This window comes from Bradyrhizobium tunisiense (assembly GCF_042263385.1).
Classification (GTDB): domain Bacteria; phylum Pseudomonadota; class Alphaproteobacteria; order Rhizobiales; family Xanthobacteraceae; genus Bradyrhizobium; species Bradyrhizobium tunisiense.
In genome coordinates, this window is the sequence record NZ_JBHLEV010000001.1 from 1379491 (window position 1) to 1397661 (window position 18171).

Annotated in this window: 15 protein-coding genes, 1 tRNA gene and 1 riboswitch; of the genes, 7 read left to right on the forward strand and 9 right to left on the reverse strand. The window is 65.2% G+C overall.

All coding sequences use genetic code 11. The features are described from left to right. Positions 1-5: 5 nt before the first annotated feature. Positions 6-929 carry a thioredoxin gene (gene trxA / locus ACFDR6_RS06480; RefSeq protein ID WP_212082670.1) on the reverse strand — a complete coding sequence of 308 codons (924 nt, stop codon included), beginning with the start codon at positions 927-929 and terminating at the stop codon, positions 6-8. Positions 930-1201: 272 nt separating this feature from the next. Between trxA and ACFDR6_RS06485 the strand changes: the two genes are divergently transcribed. From ACFDR6_RS06485 to ACFDR6_RS06500, 4 genes are all read left to right on the forward strand, one after another. Further along, positions 1202-1276, forward strand: a tRNA-Gly gene (locus tag ACFDR6_RS06485). Between the two features lie 76 nt (positions 1277-1352). Then, the gene (locus ACFDR6_RS06490; RefSeq protein ID WP_375857779.1) at positions 1353-2339 is read left to right on the forward strand and encodes an NAD-dependent epimerase/dehydratase family protein; all 987 of its coding nucleotides are present in this window, start codon (positions 1353-1355) and stop codon (positions 2337-2339) included. Between the two features lie 356 nt (positions 2340-2695). Then, positions 2696-3964, forward strand: coding sequence for a PQQ-dependent sugar dehydrogenase (locus tag ACFDR6_RS06495; RefSeq protein WP_317241799.1), 1269 nt, complete (start codon positions 2696-2698; stop codon positions 3962-3964). Positions 3965-4158: 194 nt separating this feature from the next. Further along, positions 4159-4752 carry a c-type cytochrome gene (locus ACFDR6_RS06500; protein WP_375857780.1) on the forward strand — a complete coding sequence of 198 codons (594 nt, stop codon included), beginning with the start codon at positions 4159-4161 and terminating at the stop codon, positions 4750-4752. A gap of 87 nt (positions 4753-4839) precedes the next feature. Here the strand turns inward: ACFDR6_RS06500 and panE are convergent, their stop codons facing one another. The 4 genes from panE to ACFDR6_RS06520 all read right to left on the reverse strand — a co-directional run bounded on the left by panE (position 4840) and on the right by ACFDR6_RS06520 (position 8601). Continuing rightward, complete coding sequence (gene panE, locus ACFDR6_RS06505) at positions 4840-5763, reverse strand: 2-dehydropantoate 2-reductase (protein ID WP_375857781.1); 924 nt, start codon at positions 5761-5763, stop codon at positions 4840-4842. A 118-nt stretch (positions 5764-5881) separates the two neighbouring features. After that, a complete protein-coding gene (locus tag ACFDR6_RS06510) occupies positions 5882-6496 on the reverse strand; it encodes a 2-hydroxychromene-2-carboxylate isomerase (protein ID WP_375857782.1) in 615 nt (204 codons plus the stop codon). 89 nt (positions 6497-6585) lie between these two features. Further along, positions 6586-7935, reverse strand: a complete 1350-nt coding sequence (locus tag ACFDR6_RS06515) for an MATE family efflux transporter (protein ID WP_375857783.1) — start codon at positions 7933-7935, stop codon at positions 6586-6588. Positions 7936-8019: 84 nt separating this feature from the next. Beyond that, positions 8020-8601, reverse strand: coding sequence for a DUF2239 family protein (locus ACFDR6_RS06520; protein ID WP_375857784.1), 582 nt, complete (start codon positions 8599-8601; stop codon positions 8020-8022). A gap of 180 nt (positions 8602-8781) precedes the next feature. Between ACFDR6_RS06520 and ACFDR6_RS06525 the strand changes: the two genes are divergently transcribed. Further along, a complete protein-coding gene (locus ACFDR6_RS06525) occupies positions 8782-9447 on the forward strand; it encodes a glutathione S-transferase family protein (RefSeq protein ID WP_375857785.1) in 666 nt (221 codons plus the stop codon). Positions 9448-9485: 38 nt separating this feature from the next. On the opposite strand, the gene ggt is transcribed toward ACFDR6_RS06525, so the two are convergent. After that, entirely contained in the window at positions 9486-11237 is a 1752-nt protein-coding gene (gene ggt, locus ACFDR6_RS06530; protein WP_375857786.1) for a gamma-glutamyltransferase, read from the reverse strand. A 101-nt stretch (positions 11238-11338) separates the two neighbouring features. Between ggt and ACFDR6_RS06535 the strand changes: the two genes are divergently transcribed. Beyond that, on the forward strand, positions 11339-12724 hold the full coding sequence (locus ACFDR6_RS06535) for an MFS transporter (RefSeq protein ID WP_375857787.1): 1386 nt from the start codon (positions 11339-11341) through the stop codon (positions 12722-12724). 61 nt (positions 12725-12785) lie between these two features. Here the strand turns inward: ACFDR6_RS06535 and purH are convergent, their stop codons facing one another. The 3 genes from purH to ACFDR6_RS06550 all read right to left on the reverse strand — a co-directional run bounded on the left by purH (position 12786) and on the right by ACFDR6_RS06550 (position 17765). Further along, positions 12786-14378 (reverse strand): bifunctional phosphoribosylaminoimidazolecarboxamide formyltransferase/IMP cyclohydrolase, encoded by a 1593-nt coding sequence (gene purH / locus ACFDR6_RS06540; RefSeq protein ID WP_375857788.1) that lies wholly within the window; start codon positions 14376-14378, stop codon positions 12786-12788. A gap of 24 nt (positions 14379-14402) precedes the next feature. Then, a riboswitch (ZMP/ZTP riboswitch) is annotated at positions 14403-14484 on the reverse strand. A 58-nt stretch (positions 14485-14542) separates the two neighbouring features. Next, positions 14543-16261, reverse strand: a complete 1719-nt coding sequence (locus ACFDR6_RS06545) for a heparinase II/III family protein (RefSeq protein WP_317241806.1) — start codon at positions 16259-16261, stop codon at positions 14543-14545. A gap of 157 nt (positions 16262-16418) precedes the next feature. Continuing rightward, positions 16419-17765: an RsmB/NOP family class I SAM-dependent RNA methyltransferase gene (locus tag ACFDR6_RS06550; RefSeq protein WP_212082608.1), complete on the reverse strand. Its 1347-nt coding sequence runs from the start codon at positions 17763-17765 to the stop codon at positions 16419-16421. A 190-nt stretch (positions 17766-17955) separates the two neighbouring features. Between ACFDR6_RS06550 and ACFDR6_RS06555 the strand changes: the two genes are divergently transcribed. Continuing rightward, the gene (locus tag ACFDR6_RS06555) at positions 17956-18159 is read left to right on the forward strand and encodes a DUF1674 domain-containing protein (protein ID WP_212082606.1); all 204 of its coding nucleotides are present in this window, start codon (positions 17956-17958) and stop codon (positions 18157-18159) included. Positions 18160-18171 lie beyond the last annotated feature (12 nt).

The following is an 18171-nucleotide window of genomic DNA, read 5'->3' on the forward strand; positions in this document are numbered from 1 at the left end:
TACCCTTACGAAAACAGGATCGTCGACAAGCGCTTGCGTCCCTCGACGGTTGCATCATCCGTGCCGCCCCAGGCCTCGAAGAACTGCACCAGCTGCTTGCGGGCGCCGTCGTCGTTCCACTTGCGGTCGCGCTTGACGATCTCGAGCAGCTGCGCGGTGGCAGCAGCGCGGTCGCCTTGCGCGTTGAGCGCGGTCGCCAGATCGAATCGTGCCTGATGATCGAGCGGGTTTGCGGCGACTTTCTGTTCCAGCTCCGCGACCGGACCCAGGGATTGGGCCTGCTCGGCGAGATCGATCGCGGTCTGCACGGCCTTCACCGCCGGATCGCTGCGCTTGGATTCCGGCACCATGGCCAGCGTCTGCTTGGCCTGCTCCATCGCCCCGGAGACGGCGTAGCACTTCGCAAGGCCCGCGAGCGCGGCGATATTGGTCGAATCGTGGTGAAGCACCTCCGCATAGATCTGCGCGGCGGCTGCGGGGTCGCCCTCGGCGAGCACGGCCTCGGCCTCCTGCAGGATTTCAGCGATATTCGGCTCGCCCGGCGCAGTCACGCCCTTGGTCAGCTTTTCGATGAAGGCGTTGAGCTGGCTCTCGGGCACTGCGCCCATGAAGCCGTCGGCCGGCTGGCCGTTGACGAAGGCGATCACGGCCGGGATCGACTGGATGCCCATCTGGCCCGGGATCGCGGGGTGCTGGTCGATGTTCATCTTGACCAGCTTGACCTTGCCCTTGGCCGCCTTGACCGCCTTTTCCAGCAGGGGGGTGAGCTGCTTGCAGGGGCCGCACCACTCCGCCCAGAAGTCGATCAGCACCGGCTGGCGCTTCGACTCTTCGATCACGTCCTTCACGAAGGTCTGGGTGGTGGTGTCCTTGATCAGATCGGCGGCGGCCGGGTTTGCGGCTCCGTTACCCTGGTCGATGATCGTCACGGGATCCCCTCGTCATGTCCTGGAATGGCGGCTCTTTAGCACGTCGCCGCTGCCTATGCTTGGTGTCGGCTCTAAATTGGGCCGAATGGGCCGAATTTCAATCCGCCGCGGGCGATTCGCCGGTTCCGGCGTGTTTTCGGGCGATTTCGTCGCATCCGGGGCCCATATGGGGCCACCGATTGCGAATTGATGCCGCCGGTAGCTGTTGCATTCCCCTCCCGCTTTTGGCATACGACACCCGTTGCCGGCGCGTCACGCGACCGACACAGGATGCGGGTGTAGCTCAGTGGTAGAGCACGACCTTGCCAAGGTCGGGGTCGAGGGTTCGAGCCCCTTCGCCCGCTCCAATTTTTTCCAGAGCATCCAGCCGATCCGGACGGAAGAGTGGTTCTCCACGCCGACGGTGGCTGTTTTGGGTCTCACATGACAATTCTGGTTACGGGCAGCGCGGGTCACCTCGGCGAAGCCATTTTGCGGAAGCTTTGGACGCGCGGGTCGCCCGCGCGCGGGATCGATCTGAAGCCATCGCCCTTCACCGATGCCGTCGGCTCGATCGTCGACCCCGGCTTCGTGCGGCGGCAGATGGACGGCGTCACCACCGTGATCCACACCGCGACGCTGCACAAGCCGCATGTGGCGACCCACTCCAAGCGGGATTTCGTCGACACCAACGTCACTGGCACGCTCAATCTGCTCGAGGCGGCCGCAGCGGCCGGCGTGACGAGCTTCGTCTTCACCAGCACCACCAGCGCGTTCGGATCGCAACTTCGCCCCGAGGCGGGGCAGGCCGCCGTGTGGGTCACCGAGGATTTGCCGCCTGTCCCGAAGAACATCTACGGCACCACCAAGCTGATGGCCGAAAACCTCTGCGAGCTGTTCTTCCGCGAACGCGGGCTGCCGGTCCTGGTCTTGCGGACCTCGCGCTTCTTTCCGGAGGACGACGACGATCCGGCGATGCGCTCGGCTTACGCACTGGACAACGCGCAGGCCAACGAGCTGCTCTACCGCCGGCTGGATATCGCGGACGCCGTAAGCGCCCATCTGCTTGCCGTGGAGCGCGCGCCGAAGATCGGGTTTGGCCGCTACATCGCCTCCGCGAGCAGCCCGTTCGAGCCGCGCCATCTCGCCGCGCTGGCGCGTGATGCGGCTCGTGTCGTGCGCGAGCTCTATCCGGATTGCGCGGAGCTCTACGCGGCGCGCGGCTGGAACCTGCTCCCTGAGATCGACCGCGTCTATGTCAACGAGCGTGCGCGGCGCGAGCTGGGCTGGCGGCCCGAATTCGACTTCGCGCATGTCCTGAGATGCCTGCGCGATGGCTGCGATTTTCGCAGCACGCTGGCACACGAGATCGGCTCGAAGGGCTACCATGACACGGCGTTTGAAGACGGACCCTACCCCGTCGCCTCGTGAGCGCCTCGTTCGTCATTTCGCTCGATGCATCAAATGCCTGTCCAATGTCACCGCGCACAACCCGGCCCGAGCCGTTCTGCTTTGCATGGGGTTGTTTTCGCATTTTTTGTTTGACGCCCCTTTGGGGCCTCGATTCCGCGTTGCAGCGAGAACGCCGCCGTCGCCGCGTTTGCCCTCATTGACATTCCGTCTCAATTTTTATTGAGCGCAACCGCGGCGCACGCGGCGCCCTTCTCAGCGCTCGCAGATGTGCTAGCCTTTTTGCGTCTGCTTCTCGGCAGACCCCAAACTTCGCCTCTCGATTAGCAAAATAAAATAAATCGCAGCCCTGACGGCTGCCTTAGGGGAGTGACGCGATGACATCGATGTTCCATCGATCCGTGTTTGCGCTTGCAGCCGTGGCCCTTCTTGCGGGGACCAGCGCGGGCTATGCGCAAGACAAGAGCAAGCCGCTGAAGAAATACGAATCCGGCACCAAGGAGTTCTGGACCCATCCACCGGATGACTGGTTCCTGGGCGACGAGACCGAGGCGCAGAAGGGCCTTGCGCCGCCCTCGGGTCCGCCGACCGGCGCCTCCGACGCCGAGCTGGCCAACATCGTCAAGAAGATCAAGCTGCCGGCGGGCTTCAAGATTGAGGTCTATGCCTCGGGCGTGCTGGCCGCGCGGCAGATGGCCTGGGGTGACAAGGGTACGCTGTTCGTCGGCTCGTTCGGCCTCGGCAACGTCTACGCCATCAAGGACAACAACGGAAAGAAGGAAGTCAAGACCGTCCTCAAGGGCCTGAACATGCCCACCGGTCTCGCCTTCAGGGACGGCGCGCTCTATGTCATCGCCGTCGACAAGCTGATCCGCTACGACAACGCGGAGGCCAATCTGGACAAGCTCGGCGACGGCAAGGTCGTCTATGACGACATGCCGTCCTATGCCGCGCATGGCTGGAAGTACATCGCGGTCGACAAGGAAGGCTGGTTCTTCCTGCCGTTCGGGCCTCCCTTCAACATCGGCATTCCGCCGACCAGCGTGTCGCAGATCCGGCGCGTCGATCCCAAGACCGGCAACGCCGAAATCTGGGCGCTCGGCGTCCGCAACTCGGTCGGCGGCGACGTCGACCCCCGCACGGGCAAGCTCTGGTTCACCGAGAATGCCCGCGACTGGATCAGCGATGATCTGCCCTCGGACAAGCTCAACATGATCAACAGGATCGGGGAGCATTTCGGCTATCCCTATTGCCATCAGGGCAATCTGCCGGACGACAAGTTCGCGATGGGCCACAAGTGCTCCGAGTTCACGCCGCCGGTGTTGAATCTCGGCGCGCATGTCGCTCCGCTCGGCATGAAGTTCTACACCGGCAACCAATTCCCCGCCGAGTACAAGAACAACATCCTGATCGCCGAGCACGGCTCCTGGAACAGGCACAAGTACCAGGGCGCCCGAATCGTGCGCGTGATCGTCGGGCCTGACGGCAAGAACCCCAAGCGGGAGGTCTTCGCCTCCGGCTGGCTCGAGGGTGACCAGGGTTATCTCGGCCGCCCCAACGACATCCTGCTCGACAAGGACGGCTCGATCCTCGTCGCCGACGATTGGGCCGGCGCGATCTATCGCATCAGCTACAGCAAGAAGTAGCGCGACGTCACGGAGAGGCTGCGAGCGGGCGACCGACGCAGCCTCTTTCATGTCAAGGCCGACGCGTCGTTCCGGATTGCGCGCCAGCGCAAGTCCGGAACCCATAACCCCGGATCGTGGTTATGGATTCTCAGATGCGCAATTGCGTATCTTAGCTCGTGCTCCGCACGCCCCCATAGATCGGAATCGCAATCATGCGCCGGCAGTTCATCTCGCATGCAATCAGCACGATTGCGCTCCTGGCGCTCGGAGCTCTTCCGACAGGCGCCGCCGACAATTCTGCGATCAAGGAGAAGGCTTCGGTCTGCTCCGGCTGTCACGGCGAGAACGGCATTTCGCAGACGGAGAACATCCCCTCACTCGCGGGCCAGCCCGATCAATTCACCCAGTGGCAGCTCGTGTTCTTTCGCGCGGGATCGCGCAAGAACGACCAGATGCAGCCGATCGTCGAGCAGATAACCAACGAGGACATCCGCAATTTCGGCGCCTATTTCGCCTCGTTGGCGCCGCCGAAGGGCCCGGAGGACGACGACCCGGATCTGTCGAAGAAAGGCGCGCAGGTCGCCGCCGGCCGCCGCTGCGCCTCATGCCATCTGGACACTTATGCCGGCACCAAGGCGGTCGCGCGGCTTGCGGGGCAGCGTGAGGAATATCTCGTCAAGGCGTTACGAGACTACAAGGCGGGACAGCGCGTCGGCGGCGGCGTCGCCGCGATGGCCGATGTCGCCTATCACATGAGCGAGGAGGAAATCACCGCCGTCTCGCACTATCTCGCGCATTTGAAATAGCAGTGATGCTGCCTCCGCGGCCCCCGCCGTCGTGCCGGGTTCGCGCTATGCGCGCCCCGGCACGACGGCGGAATGTGGGGTTACCATCTACCCCGCCCGCTGCTTCTCATACGCCTTCAAATGCGTGTAGGCGATGCGCAGCTTCGGCACCGGCACCTTGGCGGCATCTGCGCGTGCGACGAGATCGCCGATGACGTGATCGGCCTCGACCGGCAGGCCCGCCTTGATGTCGCGGAACATCGAAGCGGTCATCGGCGAGCCCTCGGTGGTGAGCAGACCCTTGACGCGCTCGAAGAACGGCCCGCCCGGCGTATAGCCCGACGCGGCGGCGATCGCGCTGGTCTCATCCAGCATGCCGAGCAGAAAATCCCTGCCCCCGGGGGCGGCAAGAATGTTGCCGACGGAGGTACGCATCAGGCTGGTCGACGCCGCGAGCGAAGAAAGGAATACCCACTTCTCCCACATGTCCTGCATGATATTCTGGCTGGCGGTGGCGCCAGCGATGCCGCTCTTGAAGGCCTCGTCGATGGCCTTGACGCGGTCCGACAGCTTGCCGTCCCGCTCGCCGTAATTGATCGACTGCATCGGCTGGAGCTGCACCACCTCGCGCTGCTCGTTCAAGGTCGCGGCGATGGCGCAGAGTCCGCCGAGCACGCGCTCCTTGCCGAACTTGGCATCCAGCGTGTCGAGATGCTTCATGCCGTTCAACATCGGGATGATGGCGGTGTTCGGTCCGACGGCGGCCGCAAACGATTTGATGGCGTCGTCGAGGTCGAACGCCTTGCAGCTCAGGAGCACGACGTCGAACTTGTCCTTGAGCGCGCCGGCCTGCACTGTCGGTGGATTCTTCAGGGTCACGTCGCCATTCGGGCTCTTGATGACCAGGCCGTCGCTCGCAAGCTCGCCGGCGCGGCGTGGCCGCACCAGGAAGGTGACGTCGCGGCCGGCCTGCAACAGCCTGCCACCAAAATAGCCGCCGATGGCGCCGGCGCCGACCACGAGGATACGCATGGGGTGCTCCACTGTTGTTGTTCTTCAGACGGACGCGAATGGCGAATAGGGAGTAGCGAATAGGTTAGCACGCCACGAAATGCGAGTAACGTTTCCACTACTCGTTATTCGCCATTCACTATTCGCCCTTCTCCAACACCATTTCCTCGACCTCGCGCAACTGCTCCTTGCCGAAGAACATCTCGTCACCGACGAAGAAGGTCGGCGAGCCGAATGCGCCGCGGGCCACAGCCTCTTCGGTGTTCTTGATCAGCTTGCTCTTCACCTCGGGTTCCCCGGCGCGGGCGAACAGCTTTTGCGCATCGAGGCCGGAGGACGCCAGCGCCTTCGCCGCAACTTCCGGGTCGTCCATCTTCTTCGGCTCGCGCCACATGTGATGGAAGGCCGCCTCGACATAGGGCTCGAACACGCCCTCGAGCTGCGCGGCGATTGCCGTGCGCATCAGGTTCAGGGTGTTGACGGGGAAGAAGGGATTCATGACGTAAGGCTGGACCTTGAAGCGCTTGATGAAGCGCTCGGTCTCGACCGCGTGGAATTCGCGCTTGTTCTTGATGCCGGCGAGGGTCTCGGCCGGCGACTTGTTGTTGGTCGATTTGAAGATGCCGCCGAGCAGGATCGGGACGTACTCGAATTTGACGCCTATGCGCTGCTCGATCGCCGGAATCGCCAGATGGCTGAGATAGGCATTCGGGCTGCCGAAATCGAACAGGAATTGCGGTGCGGTGCGGGTCAAAATTCGATCTCCCTGACTTCTCTTTCGCGCATTGTGGCGCAGCATACGCCACAGGTCCACCGTTTAATGACGGTCATAATACATAGCTGTCAGACCAGCCGGCCGATCGCGCGCTTGCGCCACACCAGGAAGTAATAGCCCATCTGCAAAACGAACATGGCGCAGAACACGATGGGATAGGCGGCCCATACGCCGGCAAGCCCGATCGTGTGGCTCAGGAACACGGCGGCAGGCAGCTCGATTGCGACAATCGCGACGATCGAGAGCAGCATCGGCGCCAACGCGACGCCCGCCGCGCGCATCGCCCCGGAGAACACCGTGGCGAGGCCAAACGGCACGGAGCTCCACAGGGCGATGTCGAGCAGGCCTTTCGCCAGTTCGAGCACGGCGCCGTCGGTGATGAAGAGGCCGAGAACGGCGCGCGGGGCGAGATAGATCAGCGCCACGAGCCCGCCGGTCAGGACGAGGTTGAACGCGATCCCGATCCGCACGATGCCGTCGAGCCGGGCTCTGTCGCCGCCGCCGACCGCCTGCGCACCGAGGATCGAGACCGCGATCGAAATCGACATCGCCGTGAACTGCGTGTAGCCCATCACCTGGTTGACGGCGCCATAAGCCGCCGTGGCATCCGACCCGAAGCCGTTGACGAGGCCGAGCAGGACCAGCTCCGCGAGCGCCATCACCACCATGCCGATCGCGCTCGGCAAGCCGATGCCGAGAATCTTTCCGAGCATAGTGCCATCGAGCCGCAGGTGACGCAGCAGGGCCGCGTCCGGTGCGAGCGCGTGCTGCTTCCGCCGCAGATAGAGGGCCAGCGCCACCAGCGTGACCGCGTTCGAAATTGCTGCCGCCCATGCCGGACTGGTGATGCCGGCCGCCGGCAATCCGAACGCCCCCCGGATCAGCAGAGGCGTCAGGATCAGGCCGATCGCGGTCGACAACGCCAGCGCCAGCAGCGGCGTGAGCGCATCGCCGACGCCGCGGACCATCGCCGTCATCAGCAGGAAGACGAAGCCGAGCGGCATGGTGAGCAGCATGACGCGTGCGTAGGCGCTGGCTTGGTCGAGGATATCGGCGGGCGTCGCGAGTGCCATCATCAATTGGCGGCTGAAGATGCCGCCGATCAATGCAATCGCGATCGAGAACAACAGTCCAATCGCGAGCGCGGTGCCGACGACCAGCTTGATCCTGCCGTGCTCGCCTGCGCCAAAGGCGTGGCCGATCAACACCGTGGCGCCGGTGCTCAGGCCCATGACGAACGCAAACAGGAAGAACATCACGGGGAAGAAGGCCGAGGCTGCGGCGAGCGCGTCGATACCGATCATCTGGCCGAGATAGACATTGCTGACGGTGCCGAACAGCGATTGCAGGGCGTTGCCCAGCATCAGCGGTGCAAGGAAACGAAGAAACGTCGTCCAGAGTGGTGGTGTGGCGGACATCGGATCGGCCTTTCATCAGGGCGTGCGAAGCCGTTGCCGCGCGATGCGCGGCTCGGCCGTCGATGGGATTTTGCGGAGACGCGCCTAGGCGCGGTCGCTGTAGGCGAGCTTGACGATGTGGTCGCGGATATCGGTCGGCCAGTCCGCGATCAGTCTGGTGAAGCGCCGCCGGTCGTCCGCGAACAGCGCCCGCGAAGCTTCCTCGAATTGCGGCAGATTACCCGCCATGGTCGACATGAAATGATAGGCGGCCTCGCGCGCCTGCCGCTCGCGATCCTTGTCGCCGCTGGCGCGCCTCGCCTCGTCGACGAGCTTGCGCAACGCGACCGAGGCGCCGCCTGGCTGCGCACCGAGCCATTCCCAATGCCGCGGCAGCAACGTCACCTCGCGCGCGACCACGCCGAGCTTGGGCCGGCCGCGTCCGCGCGGCTCGCTCGGTGGCATGCTCTCCTCGACCGGGGGCGGGACGAGCTTCGCGAGCCGCGCCAGCACTTCGCGATCGCCGCCACGCAGATCGAAGTCGATCGATCGGCCCGTGCCGTCCTCGAAGATGATGATGGGCTCGTCCGGCCGTGAGGCCACGCGCTTGACGACCAGCGCGACCTCTCCGGCCGGCCCGGACACCAGACGGCGCGGGCCTTGGAAAGCGGTGAACATCTTCTGCATTGGAATCATTGCCAAATTGACGAAGCTGGGCGTTTTAATATCCGGGTATATTTAGAAGGTCAATATACCCGGGTGAAAATATCCGTGGCGATGGCTCGACATTGCGTTCCCGGGCTGGCACGAACGGCGCGGCGGACCGACCGCGCCTAGAGCCACCACGCTTCCCTGGGGACCTCACCGATGTTGACCGTTCACCACCTCAACAATTCCCGCTCGCAGCGTGTGCTGTGGCTGCTCGAAGAGTTGGGCGTGCCCTATGAAATCGTGCGCTATCAGCGCCAGGCGGACATGCGCGCGCCGACGGAGCTGCGCGCCATCCATCCGCTCGGCAAGTCGCCCGTCATCACCGACAACGGCAATACCATCGCCGAGTCAGGCGCGATCATCGAATATCTCATCGCGACCTACGGCAACGGCCGTCTGATCCCGCCACCGAACACGTCCGAGCGGCTGCGCTTCACCTATTGGCTGCATTATGCCGAAGGGTCCGCGATGCAGCCATTGCTGCTGAAGCTGCTGTTCACGCTGATGCCGAAGCGCGCTCCCGCGTTGCTCCGTCCGCTGGTGCGCAAGGTCTCGAACACGGCCCTGACCACGCTGGTCAACCCGCAGCTCAAGCAGCACATGGATTACTGGGAAGGCGAGCTTGCGAAGAGCGAGTGGTTCGCCGGCAACGAATTTACCGCGGCCGACATCCAGATGAGCTTTCCGCTGGAAGCCGCGCAAGCGCGCGGCGGGCTCGAGCAGGGCCATCCCAAAGCGATGGCATTCCTGGAGCGCATTCACGCGCGGCCGGCTTACGCCAGAGCGCTGGAAAAGGGCGGGCCATATCAGGTGGGGCGGTAAGCCGCTCGCCCGTCATTCCGTCCATGCAAATGTCCCGCCTACTGCCCCGCTGCCTCCGCGCCGCGCGTGCGCAGATCGGGCGCGCCGAGCGGCCCGTTCGGCGTCACGAGGATCGAGTTGGCCGATGTCTGCCCCATCGGCTCGACGATGAGGTGGCCCATCGCCTTCAGTTCGCCCAGGACATCGCTGGGGAAGCCACTCTCGACACGTACCTCGTCCGGCAGCCATTGGTGATGCAGCCGTGGCGTTGCGACGGCGGCGGCCACGTCCATCTTGTAGTCGAGGACGTTCACGATCACCTGCAGCACCGTCGAGATGATGCGGCTGCCGCCGGGCGAGCCCGTCACCAGCACCGGCTTGCCGTCCCTCAGCACGATGGTCGGTGACATCGACGACAGCGGCCGCTTGCCGGGTCCCGGCAGATTGGCCTCGAAGCCGACGAGGCCATAGGCATTGGAAGCGCCGACCGCCGCGGTGAAGTCGTCGAGCTCGTTGTTGAGCAGCACGCCGGTGCCGTCTGCGACCAGGCCGACGCCATAACTGAAGTTCAGCGTATAGGTGTTGCTGACGGCGTTGCCACGGCCGTCGACGACGGAGAAATGGGTGGTGTTGCTGCCCTCGCGCTGGGACGAGACCGCCGAAACCAGCTCCTTCGAGGGCGTGGCGCGATCCGCGGAGATGCCCGCGCGCAGCTTGACGGCGTAGTCCTTCGCGATCAGCGTCTCGATCGGTGCTTTGACGAAGGCGGGATCGCCGAGATGGCGCGCACGGTCCGCATAGGCGCGCTTCATGGCTTCGATCAAAAGGTGCAGCGATGCCGGCGAGCCCTGCTTCAGATCGGCGAGTTGGAAGCCTTCGAGGATATTGAGCGTTTCCACCAGCACCACGCCGCCGGAGGAGGGCAGCGGCATCGACACGATGTCGTAGCCGCGATAGCTGCCGCGCACCGGCGCGCGGATCACCGCCTGATACGATTTCAGGTCGGCCGGCGTCATGATGCCGCCGGCATCAGTCACGGCCTTGGCGAGCTTTTCCGCGACCGGCCCCTCGTAGAAGCCGCGTGGCCCCCGTGCGGCGACGGCTGACAGCGTTTCAGCGAGATCGCCCTGCACCAGCCGGTCGCCTTCACCGATCGGCGTGCCATCGGGCCGCGAAAAGATTTTGGCCGAAGAAGGCCAGCGTGCCAGCCGCCGGTGCCAGCCCGGCAGCGTATCGGCCATGTCGTCGCTGACGACGAAGCCATCGCGGGCGAGCGCAATCGCAGGCGCGAGCAACTGGGCTAGCGTGAACTGGCCTGAGCCGTATTTCTCCAATGCCAGAGCAAGACCTGCGACAGTGCCGGGCACGCCGATTCCAAGTGCGGAATCCCGTGATTTGGCTACGTCCGGCTTGCCGTCGGGTCCGAGGAATATCTGCGGCGTGGTCGCAGCTGGCGCGGTCTCGCGATAGTCGATCGTGATGTCTTCATTGCGGTCCGCGGAATGGATCACCATGAAGCCGCCGCCGCCGATATTGCCGGCGCGCGGATAGGTCACGGCCATCGCAAAGCCCGTCGCGACCGCGGCATCGATCGCATTGCCGCCGCTGCGCAGGATGTCGGCACCGATCTGCGCAGATAGCCTCTCCTGCGCAACCACCATGCCATGTTCGGCGGCGACGGCCCGCACCGTGTCGCGCGCGGGCGCGACATAGCCCCGCCGCGCATCCTGTGCCGTCGCGGGAGCAAGGCCGAGCGAAAGCGTGGCGATGACGGCCAAAAATGTCCGCCGTGTCGAATAAGAGGACATCATCAGAATATCCGTCGTGACTTGGGACCAGTTCACACCCGCCACCGCAATGCTATACGGTTTGCCCCAAGACAGGCAAAACTGTTCGTGATGAGGACCGCGTGATGACGACGATCGCCCCGGACGCGTGTATGGCGGGCGCGCCGCGGACCTATCCGCCGCGCGCTGCCGTCGTCAGCTGGATATTCTTCGACTGGGCCGTGCAGCCCTATTTTACGCTGATCACGACCTTCGTGTTCGCACCCTACTTCGCGACCGCCATCGCGCCAAATCCCGCCACCGGCCAGTCCTTGTGGGGCTTTGCGATGGCGGCCGCGGGCCTTGCCATCGCGTTGTTGTCGCCGTTGCTCGGAGCCATCGCCGATGCTTCGGGCCGCCGGAAACCCTGGATCGCAGGTTTCGGCCTGGTGCTGGTGCTGGCGTCCTGCACGCTGTGGATCGGCAAGCCCGGCGATGTCGCGATCATTCCGCTGCTCCTCACCGCGGTCGCGCTTGCCAGCGTCGGTGCGGAATTCGCCACGCTCTTCAACAACGCGATGATGCCGACGCTGGTGCCGCCGGAGCGGATCGGACGGCTCTCCGGCACCGGTTGGGCGACAGGCTATGTCGGTGGCATCGTCAGCTTGATCATCGTGCTCGGTCTCCTCGCCGCCAATCCCGAGACCGGCCGTACGTTGCTGGGTCTCTCGCCGTTGTTCGGGCTCGATCCGGTCAGCCGTGAGGGCGATCGCATCGTCGGGCCGCTGACCGGGCTGTGGTTCGTAATCTTCGTGACGCCCATGTTCCTGTTCACACCGGACTATCCGGCCAAGCGTCCGCTGGGCGAGGCGCTGCGCGAAGGACTATCGCAGCTGAAGCGATCGATCAGGGGGTTGCCGCAGCAGAAATCGCTCGCGGCCTTCCTGCTCGCCAACATGATCTACACCGACGGTCTGGTGTCGCTGTTCGCCTTCGGCGGCATCTATGCTGCGGGCACGTTCGGCTGGCACACGATCCAGATCGGCACCTTCGGCATCATGCTCGCGATCGCCGGCGCTCTCGGCGCCTGGCTCGGCGGCAAGCTGGACGATCGGCTCGGGCCGAAGCGTGTCATCGCCGGCAGCCTGCTGGTCCTGCTGCTGTCGGTGGCGGCGATCCTGCTGGTCGACAAGGACAGCGTGTTGTTCGTCAAGGTCGCGCCGCCGCAAGCCGGCGCTCCCTTGTTCTCGAGCGTGGCCGAGCGAGCCTATCTGGTGCTGGGCTGCCTCATCGGCGCGGCCGGTGGTCCACTCCAGGCGGCCTCACGCACGCTGCTCATCCGCCTCGCACCGAAAGACCGCATCGCCCAGTATTTCGGCCTGTTCGCGCTGACCGGGAAAGTGACGTCCTTCATCGGACCGCTTCTCATCGGCGTGATCACCGCGGTGACCGCAAGTCAGAAGGCCGGCATGGCCGTGCTGGTGGTGTTCTTCGTCACGGGGCTGGGACTGTTGATGCGGGTGCGGGAGTAGTCCGCAATTTGCTGTCATTCCGGGCTCGCGCCAAGTGGCGCGCCCCGGAATGACGGCGCGCTCAATGCCTGAAGTGCCGCGTGCCCGTGAACACCATGGCGATGCCGTGCTCGTCGGCGGCCTTGATCACCTCGTCGTCGCGCATGGAGCCGCCGGGCTGCACCACGGCGGTGGCGCCGGCCTCGATGCAGGCGAGCATGCCGTCGGCGAACGGGAAGAACGCATCCGAGGCCACCACCGAGCCCTTGGTCAGCGGCTCGGCGAGTTTCAGCTCGCTCGCCGCATCCTGCGCCTTGCGCGCCGCGATCCGCGCTGAATCCACCCGGCTCATCTGGCCAGCGCCGATGCCGACGGTGGCGAGATCCCTGGCGTAGATGATGGTGTTGGACTTGACGTGCTTGGCGACGCGGAACGCAAACTTCAGGTCGCGCATTTCGGCATCGGTCGGTGCACGCTTGGTCACGACCTTGAAGGTCATGTCGTCGACCACGGCATTGTCGCGGCTCTGCACGAGCAGGCCGCCGGCAACGGTCTTGGCGGTGAGGCCCGGCGCGCGGGGATCGGGCAGGCTGCCGGCGAGCAGCAGGCGCAGGTTCTTCTTGCCGCCGATGATGGCGATCGCCTCCTCGCTGGCATCGGGCGCAATGATCACCTCGGTGAAGATCTTTGTGATCTCGCGCGCGGTATCGGCGTCGAGCGCGCGGTTCATCGCGATGATGCCGCCGAACGCCGAGGTGGAATCGCAGGCCAGTGCCTTGCGATAGGCGCTGACGAGGTCGGAGCCCTCCGCGACGCCGCAGGGATTGGCGTGCTTGACGATGACGCAGGCCGCGGTGCGCTTGGCGTCGAACTCGCCGATGCACTCATAGGCCGCGTCGGTGTCGTTGATGTTGTTGTAGGAGAGTTCCTTGCCCTGGAGCTGGCGCGCGGTCGAAACGCCCGGGCGCTTGTCCGGCGTCGCATAGAATGCCGCGGTCTGGTGCGGGTTCTCGCCGTAGCGCAGCGATTGGATCAGACGGCCGCCGAAGGCGCGGAAGTCGGGCGCGTCGATGTCGAGCTGGCGGTTGAACCAGTTCGAGATCGCGGCATCGTAAGCGCCAGTGCGCGCATAGGCCTTTGCCGCAAGCCGCCGGCGCAGCTTCAGCGTGGTCGCGCCGTCGTTGGCTGCGAGCTCGTCGAGCACAGCCTTGTAGTCTTCGGCCTCGACCACGACCGCGACGTCGTCATGGTTCTTGGCAGCGGCGCGGATCATCGCGGGGCCGCCGATGTCGATGTTCTCGATGCAATCCTCGAAGCCGGCGCCTTTGTCGACGGTCGCCTCGAACGGATAGAGGTTGACGACGAGGAGATCGATCGGCGCGATGCCGTGCGCTTTCATCGCCTCCGCATGCTCCTTGTTGTCGCGGATCGCGAGCAGGCCGCCATGCACCTTCGGATGCAGCGTCTTGACGCGGCCGTCCATCATCTCGGGAAAGCCGGTGAGGTCGGAAACGTCCTTCACCTCGAGGCCGGCCGCAGCGATCGCCTTGGCCGTGCCGCCGGTCGAGACCAGCTCGACATCATGCGCGGCAAGCGCCTTGGCGAACTCGATCAGGCCGGTCTTGTCGGAAACGGAAAGCAGGGCGCGGGTGACGCGGCGGGGATGGTCAGTCATGAGCAAGATCCTCTGTTCAGGGAGTGTCTATGCCCAGGCGCGCGGCAGATATATCTCGCGCTTCCCGATGGTGCTCCATCCAAGGTCGCCAGTCGCGCGAGCGAGGGCTCGATAGCAGTTTCCGGCCGGTTTCACAACGCCAGACAGGACTGGCAGACACGCGTCTACAGCGGTAGTTCCGGCTCCCGCCGCGCGTTTCTTCGGGCATTGGTGACGGCAGGCGACGCGGTGGAACGCACAAAACTCCAGCGGATCGAGGGCGCCTGCCGCGCGTCCTGCCGGATCACGATCTGGGCGGTGCGGCGCGGGCCGTCATTGCCGGCCAGGAACACGCTGTCCTCGAGGTCGACCTTGTCGTCGAGCGCCTCGAAGGTCCAGACGTCGCGGTTCGGCAGCACCAGCATGACGCCGCGCGCATCCGAAAGCCGGCTCGCCTTCACCGCCGGATGCAGATGGAAGCGCAGCGCGAAATCGGCATCCGCGCCCTTGAAGCGTCCGCCCTGCGGCGGCGACAGCGTGTCCTCGCCGTCGATGCGCGCCCCGTCATTGGCGATCATCAGCACGCGGCGATGGATCGCGCCGAATTTGGCGAGATAGCCGTCATGCGAGGTCGTGAGCAGCGTGCCGTTTTGCACGATCTCGCGGTAGCTCTCGACCTCAACGGGGCCGCTCGTCACCGGCGAGCCGTGCAGGAGCCGCTTCATCGCCGACATCTCGACGAACTGGCATGACGAGGCGCCATGATAGGTCAGCGTCGAATGCGCCGCCGTGCCGCGTGCGAACGGCCGCCAATTGTCGCGGCCCGTGGTCGGCATGCCGCAATTAGTCACGATGCGGCTGATGCCGGAAGACAGTTCGAACGACAGGCAGCCGGCATGGGCGTCGTGACTGACGCCGGCCGGCGGCGGCGGGCCGGTGTCGATGATCACAGTGGTCTGTCCGGCATCGAGGCGCTGAAAGCCGGTATGCGGCATGTTCGCCATCGGCACGCCGTGGGTATCGTCATAGGCGAGAAGCGTCGCGAGCAGGTCCGAGGACGTTGCGCTCATGCCGTTGAACAGCGCGAAATTTCCGTCGCCATGCCGGAAGAAACGCAGCATCGGCATCATGCGGTCGATCGCGTTGAGCAGTGCCGGCGGTGGCGCGATGTTGCGCGCGGCAAAGGTCTGCCGGAGCGGCAGCAAGTCGATCAAGAGTTCGATCAGCGCGCCCGGGTTGCGGGAGATGTGTCCGCCGTCGGGCAGGATCTGCCGCTGCAATTCGTCCGAAAGCTTCTTCGACGCGTTGCGGATGTGGCTCGCCTGGTTGGCGAGGCACAAGGCCGCATAGCACAGCGCGATCAGCACTTGGAGTTTCGGCACCCCGTCCGGAATGTTGACCATGGTGTAGCGCAGGAAGCGGATCTCGCGGGCGAGAGCGCGCAGATAGCGGCGGTAGAATTTGTTGTCGGTCTCGTTGAGCACCAGCGGCGCCTGCGACAGCAGCGAGATCACGCGCCGGGCGAGCACGTCGGCACGGCGCGCGACCGGGCGACGCTTGTTGGCGGGGTTGGCGATCCAGTCTTCGATCAGCGCGCGCGCATTCGCCCGTGTCAGCGCTGTGTCGGCGGCGCGCAAATGGCGCAGCCAGCCGAAGCCGAGCAGCGCGACCTCCCAGTCCTCCGACGGCGGCTCGAGATCGAAGATCGAGCGGCCGTGGCAATTGACGATCTTGCCGGCAAAGACGAAACGGCCGGCATAGATCTCCGCAGCGCGAGTCGCATCCGCGGTGCGCAAATCGTGCGGCGCGATGATCAGCCGGTCGGTGCGGCCGGGCCAGACCCGCGACAGCGCAACGGAACCGCCGCTCGCGCGCGCGAGCATGTTCCGCGCGAAGCGGTTCATGACCAGCGTCGAGATACGTCTGCGTTGAGCGACTGACACGCCTTGCCTTGAAGGGGGAGAGGATTCCGACGAATCCCTATTAATCCCAAAATCGGGCGTCGGACACCACCTTGAACGTGTGAGAATCAGCGTCGTGGTCGCAAAATCCGGTGCAAAATCAGGATTTAACGAGCCGGGCCGCGAAAAATCCGTCGAGCCCGCCGAGCTTGGGATCGGCGTTCGGCAGATGGCTGGGCAAAGTGCGCAGGTCGCCTTCGCCGGTGATGATTTCGTCGAGGCCCGCGACCTCTGACGCCTCGATCGGGACGCGGCGAAGTGCAGGCTCGGCGGCCAGCAGCGTCGCTACGGCCTGCTCGCCTTCCTCCGGTTCCAGCGAGCAGGTGCAATAGACCAGCGTCCCGCCCGGCTTGAGCAGCGACACCGATTTTCGAAGCAGCCGCTGCTGGAGCGCAGTCATGGCGGTGACATCGGATTCCTGCCGCAACCAGGCCACGTCGGGATGACGGCGGATCGTGCCGGTCGAGGTGCAGGGCGCATCGACCAAGATACCGTCGAAGCCCTCGGGGGGGCCGGCCCATTCCACGGCGTCAGCGACGACAGTCTCGGCCTGGAGCGACAACCGCGTCAGGTTTTCGCGCAGCCGCGCCACCCGGGCCGGCGAGCGGTCGAGCGCCGTGACATGCGCACCCGATAGCGCCAGCTGCGCGGTCTTGCCGCCCGGAGCGGCGCAGAGATCGGCGATGGATTTGCCGTTGATGTCGCCGAACAGCCGGGCCGGCAGCGCGGCGGCGGCATCCTGCACCCACCATTGTCCTTCGGCGAAGCCGGGGAGCATGGTCACCGAGCCGTGCAGCAGCATCCGCACCGTCCCGGTCGGCAGCGTCTCGCCATGGAGGCGGCTCGCCCATTGCGCGGCATCCGATTTCACGGTGAGATCGAGCGAAGGCTCGTGCCCAAGCGCCAGCGCCATGTCTCGTGCGGTCGCCTCGCCATAATGCGCGCTCCAACGCGCAAGCAGCCATGGCGGTAGGTCCAGCGATTGCGCGGTAACTTCCTCGACCAGCGCCTTGCCCTCGCGCGCGCAGCGGCGCAGCACGGCATTGACGAGGCCGGCATAGCGCGCGGCGCGCCGGTCGGATTGCACCAGGCGAACGGAGAGGTCGACGGCCGCATGATCGGGCACGTCCATCCAGAGAATTTGCGCCGCACCGATCAGCAGCGCGCTCTGCGCGCGCGGCGCCTCGGAGGGAATGCCCTTGTCGAGCAGGCGGGACAGCACATGGCCGAGCGTACCGAGCCGGCGCAGCACGGTGGCGACCAGGCGCCGCATCAGTGCGCGGTCGCGGTCGGCCAGCGTCTTCAGTCCGGGATGGGCGCCGCTGCCGTCGAGTTGATCGTCAAGGGTACGGTGCTTGTGCAGCACGCCGTCGACGATATCGGCGGCAATCCGTCGCGCCGCAAGACCGGGCACTTCGGATGGAGGGGCGAAACGTTGAGATGGCATGCGGAAGCAAGGTTCTGAGCAAGCGGCAGTTCCGCCGCAATGGGCGCATGCCTTGAGAACTCGATCTCTGGCACGCGAATATGCCAAATGTAAGAATCGCTTCCGGCTTTTTCAGCCCTTCCCGGGCTGATTTCAGGAATGCGTTATTGGACGTCGCGTTGCAGGTCGTCCTGCGCTAGAAAGCCGGGCGATGAGTGACCAGCCGCCCGTTTCCGACCGCAAGCAGCTCACGCCGGCCGCCCAACGCGCGCTGGCCGAAGCCGAGGCACGCCGGCAGGCTGCCGCCGCCCAGGCCAAGGATGAGGCCAGGGCCAAGGAGTTGCAGGGGCCGAAGGGTCCGGAGCCTACCCGCTACGGCGACTGGGAGCGCAAGGGCATCGCCTCCGATTTCTGAGGCCTCCGTGGT